Origin of the sequence: Methylobacterium sp. 092160098-2 (genome assembly GCF_028920805.1) — a bacterium.
GTDB lineage: Bacteria > Pseudomonadota > Alphaproteobacteria > Rhizobiales > Beijerinckiaceae > Methylobacterium > Methylobacterium fujisawaense.
This window is the reverse complement of sequence record NZ_JAQPZJ010000002.1, coordinates 321,365-335,844: the sequence shown is the minus strand read 5'-3', so window position 1 is coordinate 335,844 and position 14,480 is coordinate 321,365. Positions and strand designations below refer to the sequence as shown.

Here is a 14,480-nt window from a genome sequence, read left to right as displayed (position 1 = left end):
GCCTAGGACCTCTTCTGCATGTTGTTGGGGGCCGCGGGGCCGGGCCGGCGTTTCACGCCGCCTTCGGGGACGGGCTTGGCCTCGTGGAACGAGCCTTCGACGATCCACTGGCCGGCCATGTTGTTGGCGGCGTACTCGTAGGTGACCTTGTGCATGGTCATTCCCGGCACCTTGTCGAGGATGAAGATGAACTCGCGCGGATCGAGCTGACTGCGGAACGAGAACTTCGAGCTGATGTAGAAGTCGGTCTGGCCGGCCGGCGAGACGTCGAGCTTCGTCATCGTCTCCTCGAACTGGGATGCGAGATAGCTCTGGACCTTGGCGATGCGCTCCGTCTTCAGATCGGCCAGCATCCGCCGCAGCGGCTTGCCCGGCCAGAAGGCCACGGCCTTGTCCGCCGAGGGACGGGAGATCTGAGGCTGGAAGTCCGTGGTCTTGATGCTCGCTCCGATCCAGTTGGCCGAGGAGAGGACGCCCTCGCGGTCCATGAGCGCCTGGACCTGGATGCCCGCGGCGGAGGGCTGGCAGGATATGGCGGTCGGCTTCCAGCCCGCGACCGCGAACGGGTACCGGCCGATCTCGTCGATGCACGAGCGGATGAAGTCCGCGGCGTATGCCTGGCCGTCCCAGGGCGGAGGCGGCGGTGGTTCGGCCACCTTGCCCGGGAGCTTCTGGACCGCGGCCGAGCGCAGCCTCGCGAGCTCGGCCTGATACTCTTGGTCCTTGAGGTAGCTCCAGTAGTACAGACCCCCGCCGACGATGGCGGCGCCGATCAGAAGGATGCCCAGCAGCTTGACGGTCGCGCCGGCGCGCCGGACGTCCACGAGCTTGGGTCCGACCTTCTTACCGAGCAGCGTGTCGAGGGGAACCTCCCGGGTCTCCGCGAACCGGAACTCGTCGGGCGCGAAGGCGTCGTTCCACCCGGCGGCGTTGCCGTAGATGTTGTTGAACGCGTCCATCGCATCGCGCTTGTCCGCGATGAACTTGTCGCAGGTCGCCAGGATGCCGCCGTCGCGGATGGCCACGAAGTAGTAGCCGCCCTTGACGGGAAAGACGCCGATGAGGTTGTCGCGGCCTTCGCCGAGCGTGGCGGCGAGGGACGGCATGCCGGCCTTCTGCCCCGCCGCCCGCCAGCCCACCGCGTACTGATGGGTGCCTTCGGACCGGACGAGGTAGAAGTCGCCCTCGACGCTGTTCTGCGCCATGGCCTTGGCTTCGGCCACGGCCTTGGACGTGTTGTCGACGTTCTGCCAGAGCAGACCGACCGCCCATTCGCGCCCTGCGGCGGTGACGGTGCCGACGTCGACGGATCCCGGGGCGTCCGGAACCGCATCGACGCCGAAGCCGGAATCGCGCTTCGGCTTCCTGTTCGCAGCGGGGGCCATGGCTACCTCACCGCAGAGCGTTGGCCTGCTGCGTCGCCTTGCCGACGTCGAGCAGGGTGGGGGTGATCAGGATCACGACGACCTCGCGCCGGTTCGACGCGCTGCGGCCACCCGAGAGCAGCCAGTTCCGCGGGTCGCCCACGCCGGTCTTGTTGCTCGAATTGCGGGCGGTCTCGAAGCCGGCGAGCACGAGGGTCGACCGGTTCGGCACGAGGGACTGCTGCACGAAGTTGCGCTGGTTGACGTTAGGCAGCTGCACGGTGCTGCCGTTCGACGTGAAGGTGTCGAATCCGTTGTCGCTACCGACGAGCTCGGAGATGTTCATGCCGTACTGGAGCAGGACGTTTCCGTCCTGCTGGATCCGGGGAAGCATCTGGAGGTTGAAGCCCGTCGAGACCGTGTCCGTCTGGATGGTCGTGGAAGCGGCTCCCTGGGAGATGCCGACACCCTGGGTGTTGGTCACGCTCTTCACGAAGTTGCGCTTGTTGACGACCTGCAGCGGCACCGGCGACCCGTTGACGGTCGTCAGGGACGCGGACGTGACGACGGACACGTCGCCACGCTGCGAGAGCGCGTCGATGGCGCCCTGGCTGGACGCGAACGGGCTCGTCGGATCCAGGATCGCGTAGCCGAGCGACGGGGTCTGGCTGTTGAGGTTCCCGATCGTGCTCGCACGCGGGTCGGCCGCGTTGAAGCCCGCCGACCTCCGTCCGAGCGCGAAGGCTCCCTTCGAGCTGCCGGTGAACAGTGCGGCGACGTTGTTGTCGAAGCTGTCGCTGTCCGAGAGGGCGACGTTGAGGACCTGGATGGACAGGGCGACCTGCCCGCTCATCCGCTTCGTCATCATGTTCGCGTAGTCCTGGACCCGCTGGACCACGTTCGGCGACGCGGTCACCGTGATGGTCCCGGTCGCAGGGGAGATCTCGAAGCGGCCGTAGGGCCCGACGATGGAGCTCATCGTCTCCTTGATCTCCTTCCAGAGATCCACGGCGGACTTGATCGTGGCCGTCTGGTCGAGCTTGCCCTGCGTGGCCTGACCGCCGGCGCCGCCGCCGCCGGTCGAAGAGTTGCCGTTGCCGCTGGTCAGGTTGAACTCGAGCTCCTGGGCGCCCGGCAGTGCGGGCAGCTCGAAGCTGCGGGTGATGAGCCTGGAGAAGACGATCCGGCCGTTGCGGTGCTGCCACGACTGGTTGAAGTGGGTCGAGACGATATCGAGGAACTCGGACAGGCGGCCGGTGTAGTCGACGCGCATCTCGCTCGGCACCGCTTCGGAGAAGCGGATCAGCGCGCCCGCTCCACCCAGAGGCGCGCCCGGGCTGCCCGGGCCGGACAGCGCGGCGAGCGCCGGCGCGAGATCGGCCTGGTTGTAGGCTGCGCCGACGAGGCCGGGGGCCGGTCCGCCTGCGCCGCCCTGTGCGACGGCGGGGCCCGCGGCGCCGGCGGCCGCCGCGCCCGGACCGGTCGCCTCCTCGGGCGCGACCACGAACGGGATCCTCGTGGCTTCCGTCAGCGCCGCCGCGATCTGGGCGAGCCGCATCGGGGCGGCCCGCTTCAGGGTGATGCCGTTCGCCGACTCGAAGCGGCTGGGGAGCGGGTCGCCGTAGTCCATGGCGGCGACCTTCGCTCCGACGTATGCGGTCTCCCGCACCCGCAGCTGCGAGCTGTCGGCGGCCGGCATCGGCCGGTCCGCCTGACGCTTCAGATCGTCGGCGCGGCTCGAGTTCAGGAGGATGTCGTGGTCCGCCTTGCGGGAGGCGTCGCAGCCTCCGAGGGCGGTAGTGGCCGCCAGGGCGATGGCGACGAAGGAACGGGCGCGGGACATGGCGAAGGGCTCCGGATGCTATTCGGCGACGGCGGACCCGTCGTTCGACACGACGAGGACCCGGTTGCCATTGAAGAAGGTGACGTTCAGGCGCGGCTGCACCTCGCCGACGGAGCGGATGAGCTCGCCGGACGCCTGCACGAAGTCGCCCGCGAACGCGGCACCGGCCTGAAGCCGGTATTCGTACTGGGACTTCCAGACGACGCTCCAGCCGGCGCGCGCGCCCCAGGTCTCCAGGATGCCCCGCAGGCTGACGTCCTTCTCCGCACGCCAAGCCGCCGGCGCGGCGACGGGAGCCGGAGCGGCGCCGTAGGGCTTCCAGCCCGCACCGGCCGGCGGCCCGCCCGGGCCGGGAACGGGGGCCGGGCCGGGGCCGCGGTACGGCACGAACACGATGCCGCCCTGCCCGGCGGCCGCGACCTGCTGCACCGCGCGGGCCGGCTCGATCGGCGGGTTCGGATCGCCCTGCCGGGTGATGCGGACGCCGCGGCCCGCGTAGGTCACGACGTAGCCGCGGCTGGTCGCGACGGCGTCGAGCACGCGATGCCAATCGTCGCCGCCCTCCCAGGTGACGCGCTCCCGGACGTCGACGCCGTTGCCGAAGCTGATCTTGGCGCCCGCCGGGGCGATCTGCCTCACCGCCAGCGAGAAGGGAATGTCCCGCCCGAAGCCGTCCACGTTCTGGGCGGCCGCCGGATGGGCTGCGGACAACGCGAGTGCGGCCGCGACGAGAAGGAGTGGATGTCTCATGGCTGGTCCGCCTCGATGGAAGGATCGTTCGCGGTCGGCACAGCCGACCCGGTGGTCTGCGCATCCCGGCCGGCGGAGGTCGGCGCTTCGGAGTCGCGGCGCTTCATGCGCCATTCGAACCCGAGACACGCGAGCATCAGCCAGTCGGGGAAATGCCCTCTGTTGATCCAGTTGTGGATGGCCTGCTTGGTCAGCCGGAAGACCTCGGCCACCTCGTCGTCCGTGCGGAGGTTGCAGCGCGTCTTCCAGCTTTCGAAGGCGGCGACGGACATGCGAGGGATCTGCGGGACGGGCCCGAGTTTGGCCTCGACGATGGCGTCGTAGCCTTCGCAGGCGAGGGTGACCCAGTACTTGACCTCGCCCTGGTCCTTTCGCCAATTCCGCACGGTCTGCGGGGACACCCCGATCACGACGGAGATCTGGCCGGGCATGGAGAGGCCGCGGCGGCCGCACCATTCGAAGAAGTCGTCCCGGGTCATCTTTTCCGAGGGCGTCATTCCGCTTGTTTCCGGCTGGGTGAACCTCGACCTGTGCTTGTCCAGCCTCGGACGCCCCGCCCCAATGAAGGAGCGGACGCGGTCCGAAGTCGCGTTGAAGGAATGAATGCAGCCCTACCGCGGCCGACTATGTGTCGGACCCGGAAGGGCGTCAACAATTTGTTGGCGATGCTTCCGTTCCTTCGTGGAAGCGTATCCCGGACGCGTCAGTCCGTGCCGTTCGGCTGCCTCGGCGGCTGCGGCAGACGCTCGGGATTGAAGACCACGCGGTCGCGATCCGGGCGGAACACCTCCGCCAGGCCGGCCTCGATCCTGCGTCGCGTCTCGGCCCAGCGCTGCTCGGGCGGAACGGTCTCCCAGAATCCCAACTCGCGTCTGGAACGCGCGACTTCCATCTCGAGGAACCTCGCCCCGTGGCTCGGGTGGTGATCGCGGATGGTAGTCTCGGCCGACGAAAAAGGCCCGCGTCGCTCTAGCGGACCGCGGCCGGACCGAAGACGGCCTCGTCGTAGCCGCGGAGCAGCCGGCGGAACCGGCCCCGGGCACGCTCGCCAGCGGCGGTGTCGCTCTTGAGTTCGGAACGGCTCGCGACCCCGCAGTAGCGCCTCACCACCTCGGACGCGAGATCGTATCCCGAGAGGATGTCGAGACCGAACCGGAGATCGGGTTCGTCGAGTAGGCTCTGCAGGTTGGTGCGCAGCCACGCCGTGAACCGCGCGTCCCTGCAGACGATCTGAGCCTGCTGCGTCGCGTTCAGCGTGTGGAAGGGTCTCCGGCGCGGCATGAACCTGGGATCGAGGACCCGCTCGTCGTCGGCGATCGCCCAGACGGCGAGCGTCAGAATCAGACCGTCCTTCGACCCCGCATGGAGGCCGTCGAAAGGGTGGGATCCGCGCGTTCCGTCCGGGCCCTTGTCGATGAGCACGCGCACCATCATGCCCAGCGCGCAGTCGTCGGCCCAGCGCATCAGCATGGCCTCGCCGTCGTAGACGGGCCTCGGCGCCGCTCCGGTCTCCCCGGCCTTGGCCTGGACCACCGCTACGCGCAGGCGCTGACCGCCCGGCCCCCAGGCCATCCCCTTGAACGGATGGACGCCCAGATCGTGCACATCCTTCAGCGAGAAGGTCACGGTCATCCCGCTCTTCGCCGTGTGTCCCCAGGTCACGAGCAGCGCCTCGCCGGCGTAGACGGGCGGGGCCGGTGCGACCAGATCCTCTGCGTCGAGGTTGGAAGGAACGGGAGTGTGGGCGTTCATGGCGGGGGAGCCTGCATCGGATGCGTCCTGGTCGCAAGTCCGACCGTGCCGCCGCCGCCTCGTTCCTTCGTTTACGGTTGACGACCTGCGAAGCCCGCCGGATTGTTCCGAAGTCGATCACACAGGCGCGCGACCATGACGCTGGCCCAACTCGAGGCACTTCTGGCGGAACGTCTCGGCATGGGGACCAGTGATACGGCCCGGGTGCTGCGCGGGGCGCTGTCGCTCGTAGCCGAAGGGCTCGCCGCCGGCGAGTCCGTCAAGCTCGCCGGGTTCGGCACGTTCGAGGTCCGCGAGCGGGCACCCCGGCGACGCAAGGACCCGCGCAACGGTCGGGACATCGACGTGCCGGCGCGCCGGCACGTCGTCTTCAGGCCCGCGCGGCGCGTCGGCGAGGCCGTCAACCGGTCGGCGGAGTGATGGTCGAGAGTTCCGGGCGATGGGCGCAGTAGCTGCCCAGCACCGGGTCGTCCGAGTAGGCTTCGGAGAAGGCTTCGTAGACGTCGGGCCTGTTGCGCACCACAAGCCTGATGAAGTCGCCCGATAGGATGCGTCCGCGGACGCCCCCGCCGCTCTCGCACGACTTGGCGAGAACCCGCGTTGCGCCCTCGTCCCCGCGCCGCGAAACGAAGTGGTCCATGAGGACGTGTCCGACCGCCATACCGGAGAAGCCGTCGCGCGCCAGCTTCGCGAAGCAATCTGCGTCGAACAGCGGATCCTCAATCAGTGCGCTCGCGTCCAGGACGGCGCAGGCGCTGCCGTCGGCGGTCGAGAACGAGGCCGGTACGACCGGAAGTCGGGCGTTCATCGCTAGTCCTCCGGTCAGGCGGCGGTCATGGGATAGGACTGGACGTCCGCACCCGGGGCGCGCAGGGCGTCGACCTGCCGGACGTATCCGAGCATGGCCTCGTAGGAACGGGCGAGCCGCGAGGAGAGGTCGCTGGCGGCACTGTCGGGATCGTGGCCGCAGAGCCTGGACCAGTCCGGGAAGCTGCCGGCGGCCCGCACGTCTTCGGCGTCGGCGATCAGGCATCCGACGGCCGTGGCCGCATCGAAGTCGGGCCAGGACTGGGTGTGGTGGAATTCGATCGGTTCCGCTCCGCCGAGACGGCAGACCCAGTGGAAAAGGGGGATCGCGTCGGCGGCGTCGCCGATCCAGAGCGGATTGATCTCGACCGGAAGGAACTCGACCGGGAGTGTTCGACCTTCGAGCTCGACGAAGGTCTCGCCCGGGACGGCATCCCGGAGCGGACTGTTGGGTTGGAGGTCCATCGCGGCGTTCCTCGTTCCTTCGCGTCGGAGCTTGCAGGCGGCCGACGCTAGAGACAAGGGCCGGCGTGGACTCAGGCCGCCGCCGGCTGCGGACGTCGGGCGTGAAGCGCGGCCGTGCAGATGCACAGCGACAGGGCCTCGGAGGCCGCTCCGACCTCGACCGCGCCGGCCTCGCGGCCCGCATCGGGCATCCAGCCGACCGAAGACCATCCTTCGGGCGTGGCACGCACGTCGATGCGCACCCCGCGGCGGATCGCCAACCCCCTCGCGTGGACGGGAGACGTCGTGTAGCCGGGCACCATCGGGAGCAGCCACGTCATCGCCGACAGGACGTCGTAGTCCACGCTCTCGCGTGGTTCGCTCGAGGCGAGCAGGCAATGGACGATCAGATCGGCCAAGGGGGATCCCTGCCGCAGTTCGGCGAGGAAGCGGACCGCATCCTGCAGGCCGATGCCGCGTCGGTCGGGGTCTACGGCGATGGACGCGCTCATGGTTCGTTTCCCGATCGCAGCTGGATCACGCGGGTGCCCGCCATAAGGTCGTGCCGCCCGGGCCGGCGCCGCACGACCGCGGCCAGCACGAGGGGAGCGAGACCGAACTTGAGGAAGTTTCTCGAAAAGGCGGCCCATGCCCGCGGCGGTCGGCCGTCGGACGCGACCACGCGGAGCCCGCAGAGCAGCTTGCCGGGCGTCGCACCCACGCGGCTCTCGAAGGCGGGGGGCAGCAGCAGGAAGGCGGCGACGTAGACCGCCGCTTCGGACACGGCCTGACCCGCGCGCGAAGACGCCCCCACGGCGGCGTAGCCGAAGCTCCACGCGCCGACGAGGGCGAAGATCGAGAGGATGTCGACGAACGCGGCCGCAGCCCTGTCGTCGAGGTCGGAACGCGGTTCCATGGCCTTCCACATCGAAGGAATGGAAAACGCTAGCCCGGCTTCGCGGACCCGTCAACGAAGCCGGCGACGATCCTCTATTCGGCGTAGAGGACGTCCTCCTCGTCGGTGGCGGCGGTCTCGTCGGGGACGGGGTGCCGCCTGACGTCGTCGAGGAGGAAGAAGGCGTAGTCGACCGCCAGATCGAGGGGCACCTCCCGCCTGTTCTCGGCTATCTGCCTGCGCCAGCGGGTCATCCGGTCCCACCTCGCGTGATCGAACAGTCTCCAGGAGGAGGGGAGGCGATCCTCCATCCAGCCGGGATCGACGCCGTCGACGTCGATCCGCGCGAACATCATGCCGCGTTCGCAGGGCGCCTCGGGCTCCGGCTTCTCCTTCGCGAGCGCCTCGAGCCAGGAGACGAGGAGACTGCCCGGATCGTTTCCGTCGATCCGGGCGTCGAGGCTCGGCGCCGATCCGATGCGGTGGCGCAGGAGCCGCTCGAAGGCCGCCACGTACTGGTTGGACGAATAGCCCAGAGCCTTTGCCCGGGTCAGGAACGAGACGTCGAGCCAGGGACCCTTGCGGCTCTCCTCGTCCCGCAGATGGGCGGTGAAGCGCCGACGCGTCTCCTCCCGCTGCTCCGACTCCGCTTCCCGACGGGAGACCTGGACGAGCTTGCCGAACTCCTCGCGGGGCAGCCGGTTGATCTGACCGCTGATGTCGCCGTCCTCGGCCAGGATCCAACGAAGCCAGAGCGGCTCCGCCGCCAGGAGCAGGTCGAAGTCGATCTCGACGCCCGCCGGCCCCTCCTCCGAAGCGGCGAGGGCCGCGACGGTGAGGTCGTCCGGCCCAGTGGCATCCGAACCCGCGAATCCCGTGTCCAGCTCGGAGACCGGAGCCTTCGCGTACAGACGCGCGAGACCGACATAGGCCATCGCAGGCTGCTCCCGCGCCTGGGCGAGGAAGATCTGTGCGAGCACCGCCTTCTGCTTCTGGCGTCCGATCCGCATGAGGCGGGCGAGCGCGATCTCGCGGGGCCATACGATGCGGTGGAAGCGGTTGGCGTGCCACGCGTCGCCGAGGATCCCGGCGGCTTCCCTGCGCGCGGCTCCCGGCACGATGCGCTCGAGGTAGTAGTCGTCGCGCCGGACGTGGTCCTCGAACCATCGGAGGAAGGCGGAATCCGGATCGCGCCGCGCCTCGGCCACCCGTGCATGGTACGGACCGCCACCCGTCGTGGCGCGGACGGCCTCGATCTCGGCGTACCAGTCCTTGTGACGGCCGACGACGAAGTCCTGATCGACGAAGCCGCAGGTCCGGGCGTGCGCCGCGCACCGTTCGATGGTCGCCGGTGTGACGTCGTAGACCTGGATCGCGCGCAGAATGCTTTCGACCACCCGATCGCCTTCGCGCTGGACATCCTCGACCGTCGCGAAGCGGCGCTCGCCGTCCACGGAGGCCGGGCCGCGGCCCGGTGCGGATACCTTCTTCCGGCTCATCGCCGCCACCTCAGCGCTTCTTGATGAAACGGGCGACGATGCCGCCGTCGGCGCGGTCGAGGCCGGGGTTGTGCTGCTTCTTCATGTGGACGTCGAGCCACAGAAGGAATTCGTTGTGCGGGTCACGAACCGGATCGCCGCCGACGAGGCTTTGTTCCCAGAGGCTCTGATACTCCTCGAAATCGATCGTCTCGCGGTCGACGCCGTACTTCTCGAGCAGGATCGCCGCGAGTTCCCGCGTCTCGGCGTAGAGGACGAACCGGCCGCGCCGCTGCTCGTCGCTGCGCCCGTCGAAGATGTCGGCCGTCTTGGCGTCCCGGACCTTGCGCGATCCGACGAGCTGGATGCCCGGCCTCAGGTGGTCGAGCTCCTCCTTCGTCTTGAGCCTCGGCCTGAACTCGATGTGCGAGATCGTGCTGCCGTCGCCGGACGTGATCGGCTCGAAATCGAGCACGAAGCCGGCGATCTGGTTCACTTCCGCCACTGCCGGCTCGAGCACCTTCTGCCGGAAGTTGTTGTAGCGCGCATACGTGTCGCCGACCTCGCACATGGTGCGAAGCTCGCCGACGGACACCTTCCAGACGGGGTGGTACCGCTTCACGTAGAGGAGGGCATGCTCGTAGAGGCGCTTGGCTCCGATCCTCCGGAAGGAACGGGCGTGCATCAGGTTGATGGCCGCGTAGATGTTCGGCTGGTTCAGGAACGTCAGCATGATCGGATCGAACGCGTAGCGCAGTTCGCCGTTCTCGGCGCGGCAGAGGTCCGCCGAGAGGAAATGGACGATCGCGAGGTGTTCCCGGCCCTCGTCCTTGTAGCGGATCTCTACGTTCACGCCCCCGAGGCGAAGGAGCGACTCCTCCAGATCGACGAGGCGGTAGCCGCCGCCGATGTACTTGAGGCAGTCGCGGACCGGCACGGAATGGACCGGGCGGTGCGTCAGGGCGTCGTGCGCGATGTAGAGGAGGTAGTCGAACAGCTTGTGGTCGACGATCTCCAAAGACGTCTGCGGCTGGGCCGTGACCGCTTCGATCGCCTTCCTGAAGGTCCGATCGTAGCTCGGGGGAATGCGGGCGATCCGCGTCGAAGGAATGGAGGGCATGGTCAACTCCGTTTCGAGGCATACTCGACTACGCGGTCGACTACGGCAAGAGAAAAAGTTGTAGTCGTCTGTGGACCGATCCGTAGTCGTTGATCCAGCGGCGCTCTCGACGGAACATGTCCGATCCGTAGTCGACCCCCCGGCGTTTCGTAGTCGACCCCCAAATTAGAGAACGGGGTTTCTCAGCAAAATCAACGACTTGCAAAATCGTTTTCGGATGTGAATCTTATAGAAGGGCGGGATCCCTTGGAATCCTCGAAAATCCCGATCCGAAGCAACGACGCGACGTTCGGAATTTTTTCGAGGATTCGTAGTCGCCTCGTCCGTCGTTGCTTCATCGTGAGCCGAGAGAGGGGCGTCTCAGAGCCTTTCGCCGAAAATCCCAGGGCAGCTCGAAAGAGCCGACCCAGATTCCCCTGCGACCCAGCCGGGCCTCCGACTCCTGGGCCACGTACCGGGTCGACACGGCCTTCGGAACGACGGCCAGCCCCTCCTGGACAAGCACGTCGGCCGGATCCACGCCGTCCGCGGTGGAGCAGATCGAGGAGACCGCATCGCCGGCCTGGATCTGACCGACGCACCGGAGACGCTTGCCGTCGACCAGCGTGGTCAGACGGTCCCTGGCCTTCTCCCCGCATCGCCAGCCGGACAGCTGCGCCGCACAGATCTGAGCCACCTCCGGCGCATCGGCACCGAACAGGGTGATCAGCCTATCCCCGACCGTCAGAGTGTCCCCGTCGATGACGGCGGCCGAACCCTCGATGATCATGCCCTTCGGGTCGGCGAGCTGGCCGGACCTGCTCGGCTGCAGGACGTTGGTCTGGGTCGGCACCGTCTGGACACCGGAAGAGGCCGGTGCGGACGAAACGGCTGGACGGATGTCCTTCTCCCGGTCCGGCTGCGCCTGCGGCGTGACGGTCTGGAAGTCGCGGTTCGTGTTGTTGCCCAGACCGAACGGATCGGACGGAGACGTCCGGAGATAGGTCTGGCCCGGAAGGACCACGCCCGGAGGAGCGGTGGCGACCGAAGCGACGCCACCGTAGGGCGTGGCGCCCGGCACGACGCCGATGGGGGCACCGGACGGACGGTACGGATTGTAGCCCGGCACCGTGCCGTTCGGGACGTAGTAGGTCGTCTGGGCCTGGACGTCCGCGGTCGCCGCGGTCAGCAGGGCCGCGGCGAGAATGGATCTGAGCATCGGGCACTCCTTCGCTGGGCCGAGTCTCGGGTCGAAACCGCGGACGCGCAAGTCCAGTCCTTCCCTGGCGCGTGGCGAGCCGGCTTCCTAACCTGATCCGCGGGCCTGCATCGGCCCCTCGTTTCGAATGTGCATTCCGGAGAAGGCCCATGGATTGGAGTGCGGACCGCATCGAGACGTTCAGAAAGCTATGGGACGACGGCATGGCGACGAGGGCGATCGCCGCCGCCCTGGGCGTCACGAAGAACGCCGTGGTGGGCAAGGCCTATCGGCTGGGTTTCGAGCGCCGGCGTCCGTCCGTCCGGCCCGGCTCGGCGCCACGGCCGGTCGGAGCGGAGAGGCGGCCCGCGACGCCGGCGAAATCCCAGCACCCGATCCTCTCCCTGACGCCGGATACCTGCCATTGGCCGATCGGCGACCCCAAGCTGCAAGGCTTCCGCTTCTGCCTCGGAGCCACGGAGCGCGGACGGAGCTACTGCGCGACGCACGCCGCCCGTTCGTCCCGCGGATCGGGGCGGATCGGAAGGAACGACGATCGTCCCGGCGCCGGTTGATCTTGGCGTTTCATTCCTTCAAGCTCGGCCGATGCAAGGAACGAATTTCAGGGCCGAATGCGCCGAGGCCCCCGCGGTCGTCGACCTGTTCTCGGGGTGTGGAGGCTTCTCGCTCGGCTTCGAGAACGCCGGTTTCCGCATCGCCGCGTCCGTGGAGATCGATCCGAGCGCCCGGGCCACGCACGCCGCGAACTTCCCCGGGGCGGCCCACTTCTGCGACGTCACGCGGGTCGATCCCGACGAACTGGCGCCGGCGCTGGCCGGAGCTCCGTTCCGCGTGCTGATCGGGGGGCCGCCCTGCCAAGCCTATGCCCGGGTCGGACGCGCCAAGCTCCGGAGCGTCGCCGCCCGCGAGAAGGCGCACCTGGACGATCCCCGGGTGATGCTCTTCCGGCACTGGCTCCGCTTCGTCGAGGCGATCCGTCCGGAAGCGGTGGCGATGGAGAACGTCATCGACAGCCTCAGCTTCGGGGGCCGCAACGTGATGGAGGAGACCTCGGAGATCCTGGTCTCCCTCGGCTACCTGCCGCGCTACACGATCCTCAACGCCGTCCATCACGGCGTGCCGCAGATCAGAGATAGGGCCTTTCTCCTGGCGATCCGGCACGACCTCGGCGTGCAACCTGCCTTCCCGGAACCGACGCACTGCCACGAATTGCCGCGTGGCTATCTCCATTCCCGTCATGTCGCGGTCAGCGGCGGCGGCGCCGCATCTTCGCGTTTCTTCGTCCAGCCCGCGCATCCGACGGCCGGCCTGCCCCCGGCCCGCACCGTCTTCGAGGCGATCGCCGACCTGCCCGTCCTGAACGGCTCCATGGCCGCCGGCGCGCGGAAGGGGCGACGGAGCACGCGGGACTTCACGCCCTACCGTCACGACGTGCGGCCTTCGGAGTATGCGGACGGCCTCAGGACCTGGCGGGGCGAGGCGGGTGCGACCGGCCACGTCACGCGGGCGATCGGGCGCGACGCCATCCTCTGCTCGCTCATGCAGCCCGGAACGGAATATCCGGCCGCCCACGCGATCGCCGAGGGGATCCTGGCATCCCGCATCGAGGCATTGCGGCAGCAGGGATCGGTCCCGGACGAGGCCGCCGTACGCTCCCTGAGAGCGGGCATCGTTCCGCCCCATCCACCGCACACCTTCCCCAACAGATGGTGGAAGATGGTCGCGGACCGGCCGACGCGGACCCTGCTCGCCCATCTGGGGAAGGACGGCTACAGCCAGATCCACTACGACGGCGAGCAGGGCAGGGTGGTCTCCGTCCGGGAGGCGGCTCGGCTCCAATCCTTCCCCGACGCGTTCCTGTTCGAGGGGACGATGAACAACGCCTTCCGCCAGATCGGCAATGCGGTTCCCCCGCTGCTCGCGGCATCGATCGCGAGAAGCCTGCTGGGATCCGTCGTCGGATCGACCATGCGGCTGGCTGCATGACGAAGGAACGTGCGGCTTTGAAACCATTCCACGGCCTCGGCCATTAGACCTGCGAGAACCCGGTGGGGGTACCCGGGCCGCAAGGTGGAAGCGCCGCGATACTCGGGCGCCGATCGGATGGCGGCGCATGGAACAGGCAGCCTTCGAGGCCATCGCTTCGCTTCTGCAGACCGAGACGGACGCGGCGGCGTTCCGGGACCTGTTCACCCGCTTCGCCGCGGCGGCAGGCTACCGGGCGTGGGCCGTCGGCGAGATGAGGCGTACGGAGGAGGGCGGGCATACCCTCAAAATCGTCGCCTCGTCGCCGGAGGTCCGCAGCGGCTGCTACGAAGAGGGGGCCGATGACCGCTTCTCCCGGCTGATCTCCCGGACATGGCGGGCGAGGGCCCCCATGAACTGGCGCATCCCCGGCGAAGCGGGCCAGCGCGAGACGTCGTGCCTACGGCTGCACGCCGACCTCGGCGGTTCCGCCGGCGAGGAGATGGCCGTCATGCCCTTCGACGTCGTGGATCCTTCGCGCCGAGGATACGGCTTCGCGTTGGCCGGCGGCGCGGGAGGCAATCTGGACGAACTGTCCAGAGGCATGCAGCTGTTCGACGCCCACCTCGCGCGACGCAGACGCGAGGCGAACCTGCCGCAGCGCGTCGACCTGAGCCGCCGCGAGCTCGCCGTTCTGCAGAACTGCGCTCTCGGCATGAAGAGCGACGCCATCGCGGCCGCGGAAGGGATCTCGCCGCACACCGTGAAGGACTACCTCGAACGCGCGAGGATCAAGCTCAACGCGCGCACCCTGACGCACGCCGTGGCCCTGGCGATGAGGGCCGGCCTGATCCGTTGAGGCGG

The 14,480-nt window shown here is 68.6% G+C and carries 17 protein-coding genes; 4 read left to right on the top strand and 13 right to left on the bottom strand.

The window, feature by feature from the left end:
- Positions 1-2: 2 nt before the first annotated feature.
- The 6 genes from pilO2 to PQI07_RS26935 all read right to left on the bottom strand — a co-directional run bounded on the left by pilO2 (position 3) and on the right by PQI07_RS26935 (position 5,709).
- On the bottom strand, positions 3-1,385 hold the full coding sequence (gene pilO2, locus PQI07_RS26960) for a type 4b pilus protein PilO2 (protein WP_274928106.1): 1,383 nt from the start codon (positions 1,383-1,385) through the stop codon (positions 3-5).
- A 7-nt stretch (positions 1,386-1,392) separates the two neighbouring features.
- A complete protein-coding gene (locus tag PQI07_RS26955) occupies positions 1,393-3,207 on the bottom strand; it encodes a secretin GspD/PilQ domain-containing protein (RefSeq protein WP_274928105.1) in 1,815 nt (604 codons plus the stop codon).
- Between the two features lie 18 nt (positions 3,208-3,225).
- Positions 3,226-3,957 (bottom strand): TcpQ domain-containing protein, encoded by a 732-nt coding sequence (locus tag PQI07_RS26950; RefSeq protein ID WP_274928104.1) that lies wholly within the window; start codon positions 3,955-3,957, stop codon positions 3,226-3,228.
- Positions 3,954-4,454, bottom strand: a complete 501-nt coding sequence (locus PQI07_RS26945; protein WP_274928103.1) for a helix-turn-helix domain-containing protein — start codon at positions 4,452-4,454, stop codon at positions 3,954-3,956. Before PQI07_RS26945 ends, PQI07_RS26950 begins: the two co-directional genes overlap by 4 nt.
- A 206-nt stretch (positions 4,455-4,660) precedes the next feature.
- On the bottom strand, positions 4,661-4,849 hold the full coding sequence (locus PQI07_RS26940) for a hypothetical protein (RefSeq protein WP_274928102.1): 189 nt from the start codon (positions 4,847-4,849) through the stop codon (positions 4,661-4,663).
- Positions 4,850-4,926: 77 nt separating this feature from the next.
- On the bottom strand, positions 4,927-5,709 hold the full coding sequence (locus tag PQI07_RS26935) for a hypothetical protein (protein WP_274928101.1): 783 nt from the start codon (positions 5,707-5,709) through the stop codon (positions 4,927-4,929).
- A 135-nt stretch (positions 5,710-5,844) separates the two neighbouring features.
- Between PQI07_RS26935 and PQI07_RS26930 the strand changes: the two genes are divergently transcribed.
- Positions 5,845-6,129, top strand: coding sequence for an HU family DNA-binding protein (locus PQI07_RS26930; RefSeq protein ID WP_274928100.1), 285 nt, complete (start codon positions 5,845-5,847; stop codon positions 6,127-6,129).
- On the opposite strand, the gene PQI07_RS26925 is transcribed toward PQI07_RS26930, so the two are convergent.
- The 7 genes from PQI07_RS26925 to PQI07_RS26895 all read right to left on the bottom strand — a co-directional run bounded on the left by PQI07_RS26925 (position 6,110) and on the right by PQI07_RS26895 (position 11,651).
- A complete protein-coding gene (locus PQI07_RS26925) occupies positions 6,110-6,517 on the bottom strand; it encodes a hypothetical protein (RefSeq protein ID WP_274928099.1) in 408 nt (135 codons plus the stop codon). The two genes, PQI07_RS26930 and PQI07_RS26925, sit on opposite strands and share 20 nt — an antisense overlap.
- A gap of 14 nt (positions 6,518-6,531) precedes the next feature.
- A complete protein-coding gene (locus tag PQI07_RS26920) occupies positions 6,532-6,981 on the bottom strand; it encodes a hypothetical protein (protein ID WP_274928098.1) in 450 nt (149 codons plus the stop codon).
- 71 nt (positions 6,982-7,052) lie between these two features.
- Entirely contained in the window at positions 7,053-7,472 is a 420-nt protein-coding gene (locus tag PQI07_RS26915; protein ID WP_274928097.1) for a hypothetical protein, read from the bottom strand.
- The gene (locus tag PQI07_RS26910) at positions 7,469-7,876 is read right to left on the bottom strand and encodes an RDD family protein (protein ID WP_274928096.1); all 408 of its coding nucleotides are present in this window, start codon (positions 7,874-7,876) and stop codon (positions 7,469-7,471) included. The genes PQI07_RS26915 and PQI07_RS26910 overlap by 4 nt, the downstream gene beginning before the upstream one ends.
- Positions 7,877-7,950: 74 nt before the next feature.
- Positions 7,951-9,354 carry a hypothetical protein gene (locus PQI07_RS26905; protein WP_274928095.1) on the bottom strand — a complete coding sequence of 468 codons (1,404 nt, stop codon included), beginning with the start codon at positions 9,352-9,354 and terminating at the stop codon, positions 7,951-7,953.
- 10 nt (positions 9,355-9,364) lie between these two features.
- On the bottom strand, positions 9,365-10,453 hold the full coding sequence (locus PQI07_RS26900; protein ID WP_274928094.1) for a replication initiation protein: 1,089 nt from the start codon (positions 10,451-10,453) through the stop codon (positions 9,365-9,367).
- Positions 10,454-10,787: 334 nt separating this feature from the next.
- The gene (locus tag PQI07_RS26895) at positions 10,788-11,651 is read right to left on the bottom strand and encodes a thermonuclease family protein (RefSeq protein ID WP_274928093.1); all 864 of its coding nucleotides are present in this window, start codon (positions 11,649-11,651) and stop codon (positions 10,788-10,790) included.
- 149 nt (positions 11,652-11,800) lie between these two features.
- On the opposite strand from PQI07_RS26895, the gene PQI07_RS26890 reads away from it, so the two are divergent.
- The 3 genes from PQI07_RS26890 (at position 11,801) to PQI07_RS26880 (ending at position 14,475) form a co-directional block, all read left to right on the top strand.
- Complete coding sequence (locus PQI07_RS26890; protein WP_274928092.1) at positions 11,801-12,205, top strand: GcrA family cell cycle regulator; 405 nt, start codon at positions 11,801-11,803, stop codon at positions 12,203-12,205.
- 31 nt (positions 12,206-12,236) lie between these two features.
- A complete protein-coding gene (locus PQI07_RS26885) occupies positions 12,237-13,637 on the top strand; it encodes a DNA cytosine methyltransferase (RefSeq protein WP_274928091.1) in 1,401 nt (466 codons plus the stop codon).
- 127 nt (positions 13,638-13,764) lie between these two features.
- Complete coding sequence (locus PQI07_RS26880) at positions 13,765-14,475, top strand: helix-turn-helix transcriptional regulator (protein WP_274928090.1); 711 nt, start codon at positions 13,765-13,767, stop codon at positions 14,473-14,475.
- Positions 14,476-14,480 lie beyond the last annotated feature (5 nt).

Coding starts and splice junctions, on each gene's coding strand:
- PQI07_RS26950 (WP_274928104.1), bottom strand. CDS start 3,957: ATGAGACATCCACTCCTTCTCGTCGCGGCCGCACTCGCGTTGTCCGCA.
- PQI07_RS26885 (WP_274928091.1), top strand. CDS start 12,237: ATGCAAGGAACGAATTTCAGGGCCGAATGCGCCGAGGCCCCCGCGGTC.
- pilO2 (WP_274928106.1), bottom strand. CDS start 1,385: ATGGCCCCCGCTGCGAACAGGAAGCCGAAGCGCGATTCCGGCTTCGGC.
- PQI07_RS26905 (WP_274928095.1), bottom strand. CDS start 9,354: ATGAGCCGGAAGAAGGTATCCGCACCGGGCCGCGGCCCGGCCTCCGTG.
- PQI07_RS26940 (WP_274928102.1), bottom strand. CDS start 4,849: ATGGAAGTCGCGCGTTCCAGACGCGAGTTGGGATTCTGGGAGACCGTT.
- PQI07_RS26910 (WP_274928096.1), bottom strand. CDS start 7,876: ATGGAACCGCGTTCCGACCTCGACGACAGGGCTGCGGCCGCGTTCGTC.
- PQI07_RS26920 (WP_274928098.1), bottom strand. CDS start 6,981: ATGGACCTCCAACCCAACAGTCCGCTCCGGGATGCCGTCCCGGGCGAG.
- PQI07_RS26925 (WP_274928099.1), bottom strand. CDS start 6,517: ATGAACGCCCGACTTCCGGTCGTACCGGCCTCGTTCTCGACCGCCGAC.
- PQI07_RS26930 (WP_274928100.1), top strand. CDS start 5,845: ATGACGCTGGCCCAACTCGAGGCACTTCTGGCGGAACGTCTCGGCATG.
- PQI07_RS26935 (WP_274928101.1), bottom strand. CDS start 5,709: ATGAACGCCCACACTCCCGTTCCTTCCAACCTCGACGCAGAGGATCTG.
- PQI07_RS26955 (WP_274928105.1), bottom strand. CDS start 3,207: ATGTCCCGCGCCCGTTCCTTCGTCGCCATCGCCCTGGCGGCCACTACC.
- PQI07_RS26900 (WP_274928094.1), bottom strand. CDS start 10,453: ATGCCCTCCATTCCTTCGACGCGGATCGCCCGCATTCCCCCGAGCTAC.
- PQI07_RS26915 (WP_274928097.1), bottom strand. CDS start 7,472: ATGAGCGCGTCCATCGCCGTAGACCCCGACCGACGCGGCATCGGCCTG.
- PQI07_RS26880 (WP_274928090.1), top strand. CDS start 13,765: ATGGAACAGGCAGCCTTCGAGGCCATCGCTTCGCTTCTGCAGACCGAG.
- PQI07_RS26895 (WP_274928093.1), bottom strand. CDS start 11,651: ATGCTCAGATCCATTCTCGCCGCGGCCCTGCTGACCGCGGCGACCGCG.
- PQI07_RS26945 (WP_274928103.1), bottom strand. CDS start 4,454: ATGACGCCCTCGGAAAAGATGACCCGGGACGACTTCTTCGAATGGTGC.
- PQI07_RS26890 (WP_274928092.1), top strand. CDS start 11,801: ATGGATTGGAGTGCGGACCGCATCGAGACGTTCAGAAAGCTATGGGAC.